We start from the raw sequence: 16,123 nt of genomic DNA on the forward strand, positions 1-16,123 counted from the left end.
ACCGTTATTTCCCTGTCGATAGTTCTGTTGGCTAATAGCATGACCACGCCGCAGTATTCGGTAGCCGTCGGTGACGTCGAGATCGACGACGAGTTCTGGACGCCGTGGATCCGGCGAAACCGGACGGAGACGATCGAGTACCAGTACGACCAGCTCGAGGAGTCGGGAGCGCTGGAGAACTTCCGACGCGCGGCCGCGGGGCGCGAGGGTGGCTTCCAGGGGATGTGGTTCCAGGACAGCGACGCCTACAAGTGGCTCGAAGCGGCGAGTTACGAACTCGCCAAAGCCGACGACCCCGGCCTGCGCGAGCGGGTTGACGAGGTGATCGACCTGATCGCGGGCGCCCAGCGCGAGGACGGGTACGTCAACACGTACTTCCAACTCGTCGAGCCCGACAAGCAGTGGACCAATCTCAACATGTTGCACGAACTCTACTGCGGCGGGCACCTGATAGAGGCCGCCGTCGCCCACTACCAGGCGACCGGCGAGCGGTCGCTGCTCGACGTCGGGGTCGGCTTCGCCGACCACGTCGACGACGTCTTCGGCGACGAGGTCGACGGCGTCCCCGGCCACGAGGAGATCGAACTCGCCCTGATCAAGCTCTACCGCGTGACGGGCGAGGACCGTTACCTCGACCGGGCTCGGTACTTCGTGGACCTGCGCGGGCACGACGACCGCCTCGCCTGGGAGTTCGACCACCTCGACGAGGTCGCCGGCCACGAGTACAGCGACGGCGACGCGGCCGAGGGCGCGGAAGTAGTCTTCACCGACGACGACGGTGAGTACGACGGGAGCTACGCACAGGCACACGCGCCCGTCCGCGAACAGGACACCGTCGAGGGGCACTCCGTCCGGGCGATGTACCTCTTCGCGGCAGTCACCGACCTCGTCGACGAGACCGGCGACGAGGAGCTGTGGGCCGCGATGGAGCGACTCTGGGAAAACATGACGACCAAACGGATGTACGTTACCGGGGGCATCGGTCCGGAGCACGAACACGAGGGGTTCACCGAGGACTACGACCTGCCGAACGAGACAGCCTACGCCGAGACCTGCGCGGCCATCGGGAGCATCTTCTGGAACCAGCGGCTGCTCGAACACACCGGCGAGGCGAAGTACGCCGACCTCGTCGAGCGGACGCTGTACAACGGCTTCCTCGCGGGGGTCGGGCTGGACGGGAAGCGCTTCTTCTACGTGAACCCGCTCGCGAGTTCCGGCGACCACCACCGAAAGGGGTGGTTCACCTGCGCCTGTTGCCCGCCCAACGCCGCGCGACTGTTCGCCTCGCTCGGGCAGTACTGCTACTCGACGCGCGACGGTGAACTCTACGTCGACCAGTTCGTCGGCAGCACGCTCGAGACGACGGTCGACGGCGTCGACGTGACCGTCGAGCAGTCGAGTTCACTCCCCTGGACGGGCGACGTGACCCTCGCAATCGACGCCGAGGGTCCCGTGCCGGTCAATGTTCGGGTTCCCGAGTGGGCGACGGACGCCACCGTCACCGTCGACGGGGAAGACGCCGACGTCGACGGCGCGGGATTCGTCCGCCTGGCCCGCGAGTGGGACGGTGAGACCGTCGAGGTCACGCTCGAGCGGGAGACGGAACTGATCGCGGCCCACCCGGCCGTCGAAGACGACGTCGGCCGCGTCGCGGTCGAGCGGGCGCCACTGGTCTACGCTGCCGAGGCGGTCGACAACGACCGCCCGCTCCACCAGTACGCCGTCCCGAGCGATGCCGACGCCGAGGCGACCCACGAGCCCTCGCTGCTCGAGGGCGTGACGACGCTCGACGTGGACGCGACGGTGCCCGACCTCGACGGCTGGGACGGGTCGCTGTACCGGCCGGCGAGCGAGACCGCATCCGAGGAAGCCGCCCTCACGCTCGTCCCCTACTACGCGTGGGACAACCGCGAGGCCGGCGACATGCAGGTCTGGCACCGCTCGGACCTGTCCTGAGTCGGGGCAGTCGACGGGTCCGGCGTGTTCGTCCCGGGCCTGCGCCGCACTCGAACAGACCACCAGCGCTTTTGCCCTCAGTCTCGACAGATCGGAGTATGGACGAACTCCCGCTCGGCACGACCGGAGAGACAGTCAGTCCGCTCTGCCTCGGTGCGATGTACTTCGGGAGCCGCACCGACCCGGAGACCTCGCGGGCGATCCTGGACCGCTACTACGAGGCCGGCGGTCGCTTCGTCGACACGGCCAACATCTACGCGACGTGGGTCGACGGCCACGACGAACCCGCGAGCGAGCCGTTCCTCGGGGAGTGGCTGGCCGACCGCGGCGTTCGCGACGAGCTGTTCATCGCGACGAAGGTCGGGTTCGACTACGGGGAGGTCCCACAGTCGCTCGATCCCGACCTGATCGAACGCGAGGTCGAGAAGAGTCTCGACCGCCTCGGCATCGACTCCGTCGACCTGCTCTACGCTCACGTCGACGACCGGGAGACGCCCCTCGGGGAGACGATGGCCGCGTTCGACCGGCTGGTCGAGTCGGGCACGGTCGACCACATCGGCGCCAGCAACTACCACGGGTGGCGCCTCGCTCGCGCGAACACGCTCGCCGAGGAGCGCGGGCTGACGGAGTTCAGCTGCGTCCAGCCGCGTTTCTCGTATCTCGTCCCGCACCGGAACGCGGACTTCGCGCCCCAGCGGCCGGCGACCGACGAACTCGTCACGTACTGCGACGACCACGACCTGACGATGCTGCCGTACTCGCCGCTCCTGCAGGGGTGCTACGGCCGCGACGACCGGCGGATACCGGAGGGGTACGTCACCACTGAGAACCGCCTGAAGATGGAGGCGGTACAGGACATCGCCGAGCGGAAGGACGTCTCGGGCAACCAGGTCGTCCTCGCGTGGCTGACCCAGCGCGAGCCGCCGACGGTCCCTGTCGTCGGCGTCAGCTCCGTCGGCCAGCTCGAGGAGAACCTCGCAGCACTCGATCTGGACCTGACCGACGCCGAGATGGAACGGTTGAACGGTATCGAGACGCTCGGCGGACTGCAGTAGCGGTCCCGTCGAGCGGGTGGTAGTAGCGATCCCTCGGCGGACTGCAGTAGCGGTTCCGTCGAGCGGGTGGTAGTGACGATCCCTCGGCGGTGTGACGGTGAGCGGTCGGGCGAGACCTGGGAGCGACCGGGCGGGGCTGCGCCGCCTCAGACGAAGGCGGGGCCCTCGACGGACTCGTCCTCGGCGGTCCGCCAGGAGTGCTCGGGCGCCCAGCCCAGCAGGTCGCTCGCGTGTTCGGTCGAGAACGCCGACTCGTCGCCGTCGAGGTCGCAGTCGGGCGGCAGGTCGCCGAAGCCGGCCTCGATGGCGGCCACGCTGTCGACGCCGAGGAAGTTGTCCGCGGCGAAGGCGTTGAACACCTCGTGGCCCTCGAAGTCGGCGTCGAGTGCGGCCGCGACGAGCGACACCACGTCGCGGATATCGACGTACGACCAGTAGTTGCCGAACCGGCCCGCGCTCTCGAAGTCGAATTCCTCACGGATCTGCGTGATCCGGTAGCGTCCCGGGTACTGGATCCACGAGGGTCGAACCGAAGCGACTGAGACGCCGAACCGGTTGACGACCCGTTCGGCCGCCGCCTCGCCTGCGAGCTTCGACGTCTCGTAGCCGTTCCAGGGTCGAACTGGGTGGTCCACGTCGACGGGGAAGTAGTCGGGAAGTTCCGGCTCGTCCCAGTGGGTGCCGTAGACCGTCTCGCTGGAGGCCCAGACCACGTCGGCGCCCGCGCGACCGGCCGCCTCCAGCGTGTGATACGTGCTCAGGACGTTGTTCTCGTAGACGTCCCCGCCCGCGTTGTCTTCCTCGTGGGGGATGTTGCCGAAGTGGACGACGGCAGTCGGGTCCGCGTCGACGATCGTCTCCCAGGTCGGCCCTTGCTCCGTCAGGTCGACGGCCCTGAAGTCCACGCCGTCGATGTCGGTTCGCGCTGGAATTGACAGGTCGACCGCGACCACCTCGTACTCGTGGCGGAGTTCGTCGACGACCCAGCTTCCGGCACCACCGAGCGCGCCGGTGACGATTACTGTCTCGGACATACGGGCCGGTCGGTCCGAACCCACCTAACATCCTCGGTTACACCATCATTTTATGACGGGTCAGGTAAAAAGAAGAGGTAGAATGGCTATCGAATCAATCCTGTTACCCGTGGGATTTGACGACAGCGATCGTGTCGACCGACTCGTCGCGGAAGCGGTCACCCTCGCGAGCGCGACCGGCGCGAAGATATCGGTCCTGCACGTGTTCAGCGAGTCCGAACTGGAAAACACTATCGACAGACTGGACATCGAACCCGGCAGCGAGGCCGCTACCCCGGACGAGGTCGCCGACCGCTTCGCTCCACTCCGGGACGTGACGTCACAACTCGACGACGCCGGCGTCGAGTACGACGTGCTGGGCGAGGTCGGCGACGCTGCCGAGCGCATCGTCGCGACCGCCGAGGAGATAGGCGCCGACCGGATACTCATCGGCGGTCGCAAGCGATCGCCGACGGGGAAGGCCGTCTTCGGCTCCACCGCTCAGTCGGTCATGCTCGACGCGTCCTGTCCCGTCACCTTCGTCCGCACGGGAGACCGCTGACGGCGGGGTTCCACCGGTCGTCAGGGCACCGGGCGAACCGTCGTCGAGTCACTGGTGGCGCAGGTTGATCTCGATGATGTTGACGGTGCTCTGTACTTTCTGCGGGACCCGCTCGTGGAAGTGGTCGCCTCGCATGCGACTCTTGATGCCCGAGACGCTGACGGCGCCGACGACCTCACCACCGGAGGTCCGAACCGGAGCGGCGATGCACCGGATCCCCTCCAGTCGTTCCTCGTCGTCGGTCGCGTACCCGCGCTCGCGGATCGTTTCGAGTTCCGCGCGAAGTTCCGCTTCGTCCGTGATCGTGTTCTCCGTCACGCCGGGGAGCCCGTGTTTCTCGATGATGCTGTCGAGTCGGTCCTCGTCCATGGCGGCGAGCATCGACTTCCCGAGCGCGGTAGTGTGGAGATGGACTCGCTTGCCCTCGAAGGTGTCGAGCGAGAGCGCATCGTCGCCCTTGCGCGTGAGGAGGAACACCCCGTAGCCGTTCTCCTCGACCATGAGGTTCGCGTGGTCGCCGACCTCCAGCGCGAGGTCCTGAAGCTCCGACTCGGCGATCCGGTAGAGCTTCGACTGCGTGCGAGCGTATCCGCCCAGTTCGAGGAACTTCATACTGAGCACGTACTCGTCGCCCTCGCGAACCAGATACCCCAGGTCCGTCAGCGTCTGCAGGTGGTCGTGGACGGTGCTCGTCGGTCTGTCGAGGTCCTCGACGAGTTCGGTCAGGGTCAGCCCGTCGTTTTCCTTGATACGGTCGAAGATGTGGAAGCTCACCGCAGTGGTGCGTATCTTGGGGTCGCGGCGAGGATCCATACCGACAAATCGAGTGAACACAGGTTAAGCGTTCCGGCTATTTCGGAATCGGGTCCGGCCAAGCGGAACGAACCGTACGCAGCCGGTTGTCCGTGTCGACTGACGGTCAAACCTCGACGACGTCGTTCTCGAGCGTCCCGATGTCCTCGATGGTGATCGTCACCGTGTCCCCCTCGTGGAGCGTCACGTCGGCCGGCGGGATGATGGAGGTGCCGGTGAGCAGGACGGTCAGTTCCGGGACGTAGTTGTGACGCCTGAAGTACGAGGCGAGTTCCTCGCAGGTGCGGACCATCTCCGACGTCGAGGTCGACTCGGCGAACACCGCTTCGCCCTCGCGCTCGATGGTCATCGACATCTCGAGGTCGTGCGGGTCGTCGACCAGCGCGACGGCGGGCCCGACCGCACAGCTGCGGTCGTATATCTTGCTCTGGGGGAGGTACAGCAGGTTCTCGCGCTCGATCGAGCGGCTGCACATGTCGTTGCCGACCGTGTACCCGACGATCTCGCCGTCCAGGAGCACCAGTGACAGTTCGGGTTCCGGCGCGTCCCACTCGGAGTCGCCCCTGATGCCGACAGCCTCGCCGGGCCCGACGGTCCGAGTGGGCGTGGCCTTGAAGTACACCTCGGGCCGCTCTGCTTCGTAAGCGTCGAGATACGTCTCACCGAGCCCCCCTTCCTCCTGGCGGTCCTCCTGGCTGATGGCGTAGGTCACCCCGGCCCCCCAGATCTCGTCGGGCCGGACCGGCATCGCTAGCCCGCTCCCGAGCGCGGCTCGTTCGACCGTGGGTGCGCCTTCGCACAGCGCAGCCGTCAGCTCGTCCAGCGGTCGGTCCGCGATGACCGCCGACCGGGCGAGTTCCCGAAACGAGTCGATCCCGGCGTCGGTCTCGCTCAGGTCATACAGCTTGTCTTCGTGTTCGACGACGACGGCCGTGTCCGTCCCGTCGCTGGTCTGGAAGAATCTCATCCGTCTACCTCCGTAATCTACTGACCGAGATAAATAGTTTACCTCGGTCGTGAGGCGTCGCGACCGTCACCGGCCGCAGACGCCCACACAGACGGAACACGACTGTATCGAAGAAGTTCCGAGATACTCGGACTACCAGCGGCGGTTCGACCGCCGCTCTGACAGCCCTTATTGATTACAGAAGTAGTAGTGTAATTTATCCAATCCTTAACTATTTTTCATGCGTGTCAGAACGCATCTCGTTCGGAGATAATCGGCCGCGACCGCGCCCAACGAACGATCGTCTACATGATCGAATTCTGGTGTATATAGATTAGAAACAGAATGGTTGGCTGAGATGACTCGGCCCCGGGCGGCGACCGGAGGGGCCGACCGTGCGGCCGGATTTTCCGAGTATCTCGGAACAGTTGCGGACGTCTGCGTTATCGACGGACACCCGGTCGTCGGCGTGGACAGGCCGCCGAGCCGTGCGGAGTCGACGACAGCGTCCGCAGTACGTTGAACGCCGGTCGAGATCGTCTCACCACCGTTCGGGTCCGGACTCGCTTGTGCAGGTTCCGCACGCGACGGGAGACGGGACGGACCGCGACACGGTGTGGGATCCGACGATCCCGACGAGCAGGAGTCAGGGGTGGCGGCCCCCCGACCGGTTGTTTTATTGGGCCGTCCGCGGAGGATCCGCACGCATGTCAGACACCCACATAACCGTGCATACAGGGGCGCGTATCGACCGCATCGAGCCCGAACTCCACGGCCACTTCTCCGAGCACCTCGGTCGCTGCATCTACGACGGGATGTGGCACGACGAGACGGCCGACGGGGAAGGGTTTCGCGAGGACGTGGTCGACCTGCTCGCCGACCTCGAGATGCCGGTACTGCGCTGGCCGGGTGGCTGTTTCGCCGACGACTACCACTGGGAGGACGGCGTCGGCGACGACCGTCCGCGACGGCGCAACCTCTTCTGGGCGCAGGGGCGCGAGGAGCTACCGGAGGAACCCAACACCTTCGGGACCCACGAGTTCCTCGAACTCTGCGAGCGCATCGGGGCGGAGCCGTACCTCGCCCTGAACGTCGGGTCGGGCGACCCACAGGAGGCCGCCGACTGGGTCGAGTACTGCACCTACGGCGGCGACACGGAGCTGGCCGACCGTCGACGGGACAATGGCCGCGAGGAGCCCTTCGACGTGCCCTACTGGGGTATCGGCAACGAGAACTGGGGATGTGGCGGCCAGATGTCCCCCGAGCAGTACGCCCGCGAGTACCGCCGCTTCGCCACGTACGTCGGCACGATGGACAACCTGATGGCCGACCAGGAGTTCGACCTGATCGCCTGCGGGTTCGAGAACCACGAGTGGAACCGCCGCTTCATGGAAGAGGTTAGCGAGTCCGCCTGGGGCGCCGCGTTCCCGCTCGACCACCTGACGCTGCACCACTACTACGGCCGGACGATGTCCGTCGTCGAGACCGACGACGAGGACAAGTACGACCAGCTGCTCGTCGAGGCCCTGGAGATGGACGAACACATCGAACGGATCGCCGCGGCGATCAACGCGACGGCGACGACGCGGGACATCGGCGTCATCATCGACGAGTGGGGCACCTGGCACACAGAGGCGGTCTCCGAGACCGGCCTCGAACAGCCTGGGACCGTCATCGACGGGCTCTCGGCCGCCGCCGTCCTCGACATCTTCAACCACCACGCCGACGTGATGACCATGGGTAACATCGCCCAGACGGTCAACGTCCTGCAGTGTCTCGTCGAGACCGAGGGCGACGACGCCTGGGCCCGTCCGACCTACCACGTCTTCGACCTCTACAGCCCCCACCAGGGCAACGACGCCGTCCAGACGTCTGTCGACGCGCCCGTCCGCGACGCCGAGCGCACGGACGCCGACCTACCGCTGGTCGGCGCCTCGGCCTCGGTGGCCGACGACGAGACGTACGTCACGCTCACGAATCTCGACGTTCTCGGCGCCCGCGAGGTCGAGATCGACACAGAGGGCGACGACCCGTCTGCCGTCGACGCGCAGATCCTCTTCGACGGCCAGGAACCCGACGCGGTCGTCGACGCCGACAACGCCGCGTCGTTCGAACCCGAATCGTTCGACGTCGGCGTCGAGAACGACGGCACCCTCACCGCCGAGCTCCCGCCCTCGACGGTCCTCGGCGTCTCGCTCCGGTAAGCGTCCCGGCGCCTACGGTCGAGTAGGCTCGTCGGCGGCGAGCGACTCCACGCTGTCGGCGGCGAACGGCTTCGAGCAGGAGCGTACGCTGTCAGTGTCCCGAAGACAGTCACAGCGGTCCGTATCAGAGGTCGGCGTCCAGGTGGTCGACGGCTTTCAGCGCGAGGGCGACGATGGTGAGCGTCGGGTTCATCGCGCCACTGGTCGGGAAGACGCTGCTCGAGGCGACGGTGAGGTTCTCGAGGTCGTGCGTTCGCAGGCGGGGGTCCACGACGCTCTCTGACGGGTCCGTCCCCATCCGGGTCGTTCCGGCGGGGTGACGGGCGGCGCCCGGGTCGTGGACGTCGGTCTGGCCGGTGATCCGCGTGTTCATCGACGAGAGGATCCGTCGCTGGACCGACTGGGCGTGCTCCAGCGCCGCGACGGCGTGGTCGCCGACGCTCCAGGAGACGTCCGGCACGGGGTTGCCGTGGTCGTCGGTCTCGTCGGGGTCGAGCGTGACGCGGTTCGTGGGGTCCGGCAGTTGCTCGACCAGCGCCCCCATCTGGAGGTGGTTGCCGAGTTCGAACTCCAGCGCCTCGCGCAGGTCCGCCCCCCACCGACCGTCGCCGAGGGCGACGTCGAGCGGCGAGGGGCCGGCGTAGTTGAAGAACTCGAGTTTGACGCTTCCCGGTGTCGGTTCCTCGTGGTCGTAGAACTGGTGGGACTCGCTGGTGATGAAGCCGATCTCGTGTTGCTCGGTCCGTCCGAGGAGCAGTGCGTTCGTCCCCGCGAAGGCATGTTCCATCAGGTATCGGCCGACGGCCCCCGAGGAGTTGGCCAGTCCGTCGGGGTACTGCTCGGACTGCGAGAGCAGCAGCAGGCGGGGCGTCTCGATGGCGCCACAGGCGACGACGAACTGGCGGGCCGCCTGGCGGTGCTCCTCACCGTCCGGGGTCGCGTAGACGGCCGTCTCGACGCGCTCGCCCTCCGAGTCGTGTTCGAGTCGCTGGACGGGCGCGCGGTCGATGACGCGGGCGCCCTCGGACTCGGCCTCGCGGACGTGGACGGTCGCGTCGTACTTCGCGCCGGAGGGACAGACCGGTGCACACGTCCCCCAGCCCTGGCAGGCCGCTCGGCCGTCGTAGGGCTCGCTGTTGCGCGCCTGGGGCACCGAGTGGACCTCGATGTCCAGCTCCTCGCAGGCCGCGGCGAACAGCGAGTCCGAGTAACTCGGCGGGAACGCCTCCATCGGGAACGGCTCCTCGCGGGGGGGCGCGAAGGGGTTGTCCTGGGCGCCGGCGACCCCCATCTCGGCCTCCGCCTCGGCGTAGTACGGTCGCAAATCCGCGTAGGAGAGCGGCCAGTCGGTCGCGAGGCCGTACCGCGTCTCCATCTCGAAGTCCTTCGGGTGAAAGCGGGGGGTGAGTCCGAGCCAGTGCAGCGTCGTGCCGCCGACACCCTTGACGCGGGTCGTGTTCAGCGGGTAGTGGATCTCCCCGCTGGAGGTGTAGGCGTCGCGTTCCCCGCCCATGTCCCAGACGTCGGTCCAGCCGTGGGCGGGACGGAGGTACCGCTCCATCCGGCGCTGGCGGTCGGCGAAGTCGAACCGCGGGCCGGCGTCGAGGACGACCACGTCGTGGCCCCGGTCGGCGAGGCGCGCGGCGGTGACGGCACCGGCGGGACCCGCCCCGACGACGCAGACGTCGACCCGGTCGGACGGCGTCCGCGTCGCGCTCACCGTCCACCTCGCCACGCGAGTGCCGCGAGACCACGGTCGGTCGCTCTGTCCGGGCGCATACTCCCCGGTGCGGGGATCGGGACTTAACTGTTTTGTCGGCAGTGAATCAGGGGCTGAGGGCCGAAGATATTTTAACAGGCCCTGGCATACTTGGCGACATGGCAAGTGTTAGCATCGAGGATGTGACGAAGATATACGAGGACAGCGACGAGGGGCGGATCCTCGCTGTCGACGGCGTCAGCCTCAATATCGAAGACGGGGAGTTCGTGACGATCGTCGGCCCGTCCGGGTCGGGGAAGTCGACACTCCTCAGGATGGTCGCCGGACTCGAGGACATCACCGACGGGACGATGCGGATCGGCGACCGTGTGATAAACGACGTCCAGCCCCAGGACAGAGGGGTGGCGATGGTCTTCCAGAACTACGCGCTCTATCCGCACATGACTGCCCGGAAGAACATGTCCTACGGGCTCAAGCTGACGTCTGATCTCTCGGACGACGAGGTGGCAGAACGCGTCCAGGAGGCCGCCGAGATGATGGGCATCGAGGACCAGCTGGACAAGAAACCGGGGAGCCTCTCCGGGGGCCAGCAGCAGCGGGTCGCCACTGGCCGGGCGATCGTGCGAGACCCCGAGGTGTTCCTGTTCGACGAGCCGCTCTCGAACCTCGACGCGAAACTTCGCGTCCACATGCGGACCGAGCTCCAGCGCATCCAGGAGGAACTCGGGACGACCTCGATCTACGTGACCCACGACCAGGAGGAGGCGATGACGATGTCCGACCGGATCGTCGTCCTCGACGCCGGACAGATCCAGCAGGTCGGGACGCCCGACGAGATCTACAACGAGCCCGTGAACCTGTTCGTCGCCGACTTCGTCGGCAGTCCGTCGATGAACACCTTCGACGTCAAGCTGGACGGGAACACGCTCGTAGGTGACGCCTTCGAGTACACGCTCTCGAACGAGTACGTCGAACGGGTCAAGGAGTACGCCAGCGAGGGCGAACCGCTCGTCCTGGGGATCCGCCCGGAGAACATCGTACTGACCGACGACCCCTCGGAGAACACCATCCAGGCACACCTCGACGTCCGCGAACCCGTCGGGAGCGACAACTACCTCTATCTCACCATGGGCGACGATGAGTGTCGCGTCCGCGTCCCCGGCGACGTGAAACCCGAGGAGGGGACCGACGTCACGATCAGGTTCGACGAGTCGAACCTCCACCTCTTCCGCGAGAAGACCGGGCGAAACGTCCTCGCGGACATCGAACAGGCGTCACAGGCGTCCGCGTCGGGCGCCAACTCGGTCGCCACCGCAGAGGACTGACGCACGCACCCGGTCGCTTTTCGTCGATCTCCCGTCGAACTCCGACCCTGACGGACAATCGGTTGATAGGGTAACCACACGCCGCCGACAACAAATTCAGTCTTGTTTCGAGCGACCGCGCGTGCCACCGGCACCGAGCCTTTCCCGAGGCTAACCGCTTCGGTCCGTCGTATGAACTGACCATCATACCCGCTGCGACACCCGATATCACCGGTATGTTTATATATTCCCGATCAATATGGTCCCGTATGTCACTCGATGACAACCGCGTCGACAAGCGTCGTCGCAAGTTTATCAAGGCTGCAGGCATCACGGGTGCCGTCGGACTCGCTGGCTGTAGTGGCGGCGGCGACGGTGGCGACGGTGGCGACGGTGGCGATGGCGGCGACGGTGGCGATGGCGGCGACGGAACGGCGACCGGAACCCCGAGCGCGACGCCCCCGGACGCGGACACGGTCATCAGCTACTGGACGCTGTTCGGCGGCGGCGACGGCGTCGTGATGTCGAGTATCATCGACAAGTTCAACGAGGAGCGTCCGCTCGGCGACGGCGTCGGTATCAGGCGCCAGCGCGTCCCGTGGGACCAGTACTACGACCGGCTGTTCACCTCGCTGACCGGCGGCGCGGCACCGGACATGGCGATCATGCACGGGTCGTTGCTACGGCGGTTCAGCGACGTCCTCGTGAACCCAGTCCAGTACTTCGACAGCGGACTGGAGGAGTACTACCTGGCCTCGCACTCTGACATGGTGACGGTCAACGGCGACCCCCAGGCCGTCCCGATGGACTTCCACCCCGCCGGCATCTACTACAACAAGGACATCTTCGAGGAGGCGGGTCTCGACCCGGAGAGCCCCCCGAGCAACTGGGAGGAGTTCAAGGCGGCCGGTGACGCCATCGTCTCGGAGACCGATAACCACGCGTGGGTTCCGACGCCCTACCAGGACGGAGTCGGCTCCTACCGGGCCTGGAGTAGCTGGGTCAAGCAGGCCGGCGGCGAACTGTTCAACGACGACTACAGCGAACCGCTGTTCGACAACGAGGCCGGTCAGGAGATGACCCAGACCTTCTACGACATGACCGGCGACTGGGGCTGGGCCGAGCAGACCGCCGAGGAGAACTGGGGCAACCGCGTCTTCCAGAACGGAAACCTCGGCATGGTCACCAACGGTACGTGGTACGTCAACGTGATGCGAGAACTCGACGACTTCAACTGGGGTTTCTTCAAGCCCTACGTCGCGCCCGGCCACGAGCAGAACGCCGCCTGGGCCGACGGCCACACGATCATCCTCCCCCAGAGCGCCGACCGCAGCGACGAGAAGACGCGGCTGGCCGCCGAGGCCGCCCGGTGGATCACGACCCAGAACCCCGAGTGGGGTTCCGAGGCGGGTCACCTGCCGGCGGCCCAAGAAATCCACGACTCGGGTGCGCTCGAGGAGGCGGCGATCTACGACAAGACGCTCAGCAAGTTCCTCGAGATGGCCGAGGCCGAGGAGTACTTCTTCCACCCGCAGTTCCCCAGCGGCGACCCCAACGACGAGGGCGTCTGGAGCTGGCTGGTAGACGTCTGGGCGCACAATGCCGAGCCCGAAGAGGGACTCCAGTCGGGCATCCAGAACGTCAACAACGCGATCGGGAACTGACCCGGACTCCCATCCCACCACTATCACCTCATGTCGATACGAGACCAACTTTCGGGGCTCACCGAGACCGAGGAGGGGCGCAGACGCCAGAGCATCGGCGCCCTCGACCGGGAGACCATCGCCGGGTACGTCTGGGCGCTGCCCTACCTGGCGGCGTTCGTGGTGTTCCTCCTGTGGCCCCTGTTCAAAGGGCTGTGGATGAGCGCCCACGACTGGAACCCGCTGCTCCCGTCGGAGTCGGAGTGGATCGGGATCCAGAACTACGTGGAGCTCATGAGCGACCCGTTCTTCTGGAACGCCCTGTGGAACACGATCTACTTCGTGATCCTGACGGTGCCGGCGATGGTGGTCCTGAGCCTGGCGCTCGCGCTGGGTGTCAACCGCAACGTCAAGGGCAAGACGGCGCTACGGACGATCTACTTCAGCCCGTACGTGCTGACCATCGCGGTCGTCGCCATCGTCTGGCTGGAGTTCCTCTCGACGGACTTCGGGCCGATCAACTACTACCTGGACCTCCTGTTCGGGATCCGGATCGAGTGGCTGACCTCGGAACTGTTCGCGATGCCGTCGCTCGCGATCACGACGGTCTGGTGGCTGCTGGGGTTCAACTTCATCATCCTCCTGGCGGCCCGCCAGAACGTCCCCGGGCGCCTCTACGAGGCCGCGCGCCTCGACGGCGCGAGCTCCTGGCGGCAGTTCCGGGACATCACGCTCCCCCAGATGCGAAACGCCCTGCTGTTCGTCGTGATCATCCAGTTCATCTACCAGTTCCAGGTGTTCGGCCAGCCCTACGTCATGACCGGCGGCGGTCCGTCCGAGTCGACCCGGACGATCGTCTACTACCTCTACCAGTCGGCGTTCAACCAGCAGTCCTACGGCTACGCCGCGGCGATCGGGTACATCCTCTTCGCCATCCTGGTTGGAATCTCGCTCGTGAACTACTACGTCATCGGAGGCAACAATGAGTGACGCACAACCCGAGAAATCGATAACCGACCGCGTGCCGCGGTCAGTCGACGAACTGACGAGCAACCTCACGCTCGAGAGCGTGGCCGTCCACGCGTTCCTCTACGGGGCCGCGGCGGTCTTCCTCCTCCCGTATCTCTACATGACGACGCTGTCGTTCCAGCCGCGGAGCACCGCGATCGACGGTGTCCCGTACTGGATCCCGCCGGAGTTCACGCTGGAACACTACCAGTTCCTGTTCGAGAACTCCCTCATCATCGACTGGACGATCAACACGTTCATCATCGCGGGCGGAGCGACCGTCCTGATCCTGATCGCCGACTCGATGATCGCCTACTCGCTGTCGCGGCTCGACTGGCCGGGCCAGGGAGTGATCCTCGGGATCATCGTCGCCAGCTTCATGGTCCCCTACTACCTGAACATCGTGCCGCTGTTCACGATCATCGCGGACCTGGGGCTCGTCAACAGCTACTGGGGGGTCGTCCTCCCGGCCGTGGCGAGTCCGCTCGGGGTGTTCCTGCTCTACCAGTTCTTCAAGGATATCCCCGACGAGTACGAGGAGGCCGCGCGTCTGGACGGCTTCTCGAACTTCCAGATCTACACCCGGATCATCCTGCCGCTCGCGCGACCGATCCTGACGGCGCTGGCGCTGTTCATGTTCGTGTTCAACTGGAACGCGTTCCTCTGGCCGCTGGTCGTGCTGCAGGACAACGCCTCGTTCACGCTCCCGATCGGGCTCGTCTCGCTGCTCAACGCCCAGATCTATCGCCCGGGTCGCACCATGGCCGCGGCGCTCATCGCGTCGATACCGCTGCTGCTGGTCTTCCTGGTGCTCCAGCGGTATCTCGTGCGTGCCGTCGAGATGCAGGGCGTCACCGAGTAACGGCCCCGTTCTCTTTGCCGTCCGCTTCTCTCCGTCGTCCGCTTCCGGGAGTGGACGCTGTACCCCCGGTCGCACACCCGGCCGCTAGACCGGGTCGCGGTCGCGACCGGCAATCCTGTCGCGCTCGCAGTCGCTCGCACTGGCGAGGCGGACACAGCAATTTTGGCCGGAACCGAACGACCGAGGCCCGTGCCGTCCCAACGACGAGCATGACCCGACCCCGCAGCACGCTCGCGGACGGGGGAACGTCCGACGCCGCCGGCGACGCGGGGGCGGACGACACCCCCAGGGGCCCCGACGCGGTCGACATCGAGGCCGTCCACGGCGCGTTCAGCGCCTCGTTCGGATTCGTCGCCGGGAACGCTCTCTCGGTCGTCGCCGTGAGTCTCGCGTGGGTGCTGGCCTCGCTCCCGCTGGTCACGGTAGGCCCGGCGACGCTGGGTGCGTACACTGCCGTGGCGTCCATCCGTGCGGACGGGTCGGTCGACCGCGCGGCGGTCGTCCGGGCGATGCGCGACCACGGCGTCGACGCCCTCCTGCTCGGGGGCGTCGTCGTCCTCATGTCGGGGGTCAGCCTGCTCTACGTCGCCCAGTTCGTGCGGACGGAGGCACCCGTCGCCGGCGTCCTCGGGGTCGCGGGCCTGTACGCGACCGTCCATCTGGTACTGGTACTGGTCCCGACGTTCGTGGGACTGGCCGCCGGCGTCCCGCTCTCGGAGGCCGTGCGGACGAGCTACCGGTGGACCATCTCGCACTCGGTGGCCGCGCTCTCGACGCTGCTGCTCACCGGGTTGCTCCTGGCCCTCTCGCTCGTGCTCACCGTCGCGTTCGTCCTGGTCTTCCCCGCCGTCGCGGCCTGGTTCCACACCGAACTGCTCGCGCCCCTGTACGCGACCGACACCGAGCCCGTCAGCGGCGCCGAGGACCGCTCCGGGTCGGCCGAGTACGCCGGCCCCAGGGGCGGCTGAGACGGACTGCTCTCCGTCCTGCCCGCTCGTTCGACCGTCGACCGGAGTGCAGACCGGACAGGGCCTGAC

13 protein-coding genes are annotated in these 16,123 nt (G+C 66.5%); 9 read left to right on the plus strand and 4 right to left on the minus strand.

Annotation, left to right across the window (positions count from 1 at the left end):
* Positions 1–39: 39 nt before the first annotated feature.
* Positions 40–1,956 (plus strand): glycoside hydrolase family 127 protein, encoded by a 1,917-nt coding sequence (locus tag D1409_RS07345; protein ID WP_123535580.1) that lies wholly within the window; start codon positions 40–42, stop codon positions 1,954–1,956.
* Positions 1,957–2,054: 98 nt separating this feature from the next.
* Positions 2,055–3,011, plus strand: a complete 957-nt coding sequence (locus tag D1409_RS07350) for an aldo/keto reductase (RefSeq protein WP_123535582.1) — start codon at positions 2,055–2,057, stop codon at positions 3,009–3,011.
* A 146-nt stretch (positions 3,012–3,157) separates the two neighbouring features.
* Here D1409_RS07350 and D1409_RS07355 read toward each other — a convergent pair whose 3' ends face one another.
* Complete coding sequence (locus D1409_RS07355) at positions 3,158–4,045, minus strand: NAD-dependent epimerase/dehydratase family protein (RefSeq protein ID WP_123535584.1); 888 nt, start codon at positions 4,043–4,045, stop codon at positions 3,158–3,160.
* Between the two features lie 82 nt (positions 4,046–4,127).
* Here D1409_RS07355 and D1409_RS07360 point away from each other — a divergent pair, with 82 nt between their 5' ends.
* Positions 4,128–4,586, plus strand: a complete 459-nt coding sequence (locus D1409_RS07360; RefSeq protein ID WP_123535586.1) for a universal stress protein — start codon at positions 4,128–4,130, stop codon at positions 4,584–4,586.
* Positions 4,587–4,634: 48 nt separating this feature from the next.
* On the opposite strand, the gene D1409_RS07365 is transcribed toward D1409_RS07360, so the two are convergent.
* Together D1409_RS07365 and D1409_RS07370 are read right to left on the minus strand one after the other, a co-directional pair.
* A complete protein-coding gene (locus D1409_RS07365; RefSeq protein WP_123535588.1) occupies positions 4,635–5,399 on the minus strand; it encodes an IclR family transcriptional regulator in 765 nt (254 codons plus the stop codon).
* Positions 5,400–5,505: 106 nt separating this feature from the next.
* On the minus strand, positions 5,506–6,366 hold the full coding sequence (locus D1409_RS07370) for a fumarylacetoacetate hydrolase family protein (RefSeq protein ID WP_123535590.1): 861 nt from the start codon (positions 6,364–6,366) through the stop codon (positions 5,506–5,508).
* Positions 6,367–7,052: 686 nt separating this feature from the next.
* Between D1409_RS07370 and D1409_RS07375 the strand changes: the two genes are divergently transcribed.
* Positions 7,053–8,549 carry an alpha-N-arabinofuranosidase gene (locus D1409_RS07375; RefSeq protein ID WP_123535592.1) on the plus strand — a complete coding sequence of 499 codons (1,497 nt, stop codon included), beginning with the start codon at positions 7,053–7,055 and terminating at the stop codon, positions 8,547–8,549.
* Between the two features lie 124 nt (positions 8,550–8,673).
* Here D1409_RS07375 and D1409_RS07380 read toward each other — a convergent pair whose 3' ends face one another.
* Positions 8,674–10,269, minus strand: coding sequence for a GMC family oxidoreductase (locus D1409_RS07380; RefSeq protein WP_123535991.1), 1,596 nt, complete (start codon positions 10,267–10,269; stop codon positions 8,674–8,676).
* A gap of 158 nt (positions 10,270–10,427) precedes the next feature.
* Between D1409_RS07380 and D1409_RS07385 the strand changes: the two genes are divergently transcribed.
* The 5 genes from D1409_RS07385 (at position 10,428) to D1409_RS07405 (ending at position 16,054) form a co-directional block, all read left to right on the plus strand.
* The gene (locus D1409_RS07385; protein ID WP_123535594.1) at positions 10,428–11,594 is read left to right on the plus strand and encodes an ABC transporter ATP-binding protein; all 1,167 of its coding nucleotides are present in this window, start codon (positions 10,428–10,430) and stop codon (positions 11,592–11,594) included.
* A 248-nt stretch (positions 11,595–11,842) separates the two neighbouring features.
* Positions 11,843–13,237 (plus strand): extracellular solute-binding protein, encoded by a 1,395-nt coding sequence (locus D1409_RS07390; RefSeq protein ID WP_123535596.1) that lies wholly within the window; start codon positions 11,843–11,845, stop codon positions 13,235–13,237.
* A gap of 30 nt (positions 13,238–13,267) precedes the next feature.
* Positions 13,268–14,206 (plus strand): carbohydrate ABC transporter permease, encoded by a 939-nt coding sequence (locus tag D1409_RS07395; protein ID WP_123535597.1) that lies wholly within the window; start codon positions 13,268–13,270, stop codon positions 14,204–14,206.
* Positions 14,199–15,086, plus strand: coding sequence for a carbohydrate ABC transporter permease (locus D1409_RS07400; RefSeq protein WP_123535600.1), 888 nt, complete (start codon positions 14,199–14,201; stop codon positions 15,084–15,086). The genes D1409_RS07395 and D1409_RS07400 overlap by 8 nt, the downstream gene beginning before the upstream one ends.
* 209 nt (positions 15,087–15,295) lie before the next feature.
* Positions 15,296–16,054, plus strand: coding sequence for a hypothetical protein (locus D1409_RS07405; protein ID WP_123535602.1), 759 nt, complete (start codon positions 15,296–15,298; stop codon positions 16,052–16,054).
* The last annotated feature ends 69 nt before the right edge of the window (positions 16,055–16,123 follow it).

It is taken from the genome of Halosimplex salinum (genome assembly GCF_003730195.1).
Classification (GTDB): domain Archaea; phylum Halobacteriota; class Halobacteria; order Halobacteriales; family Haloarculaceae; genus Halosimplex; species Halosimplex salinum.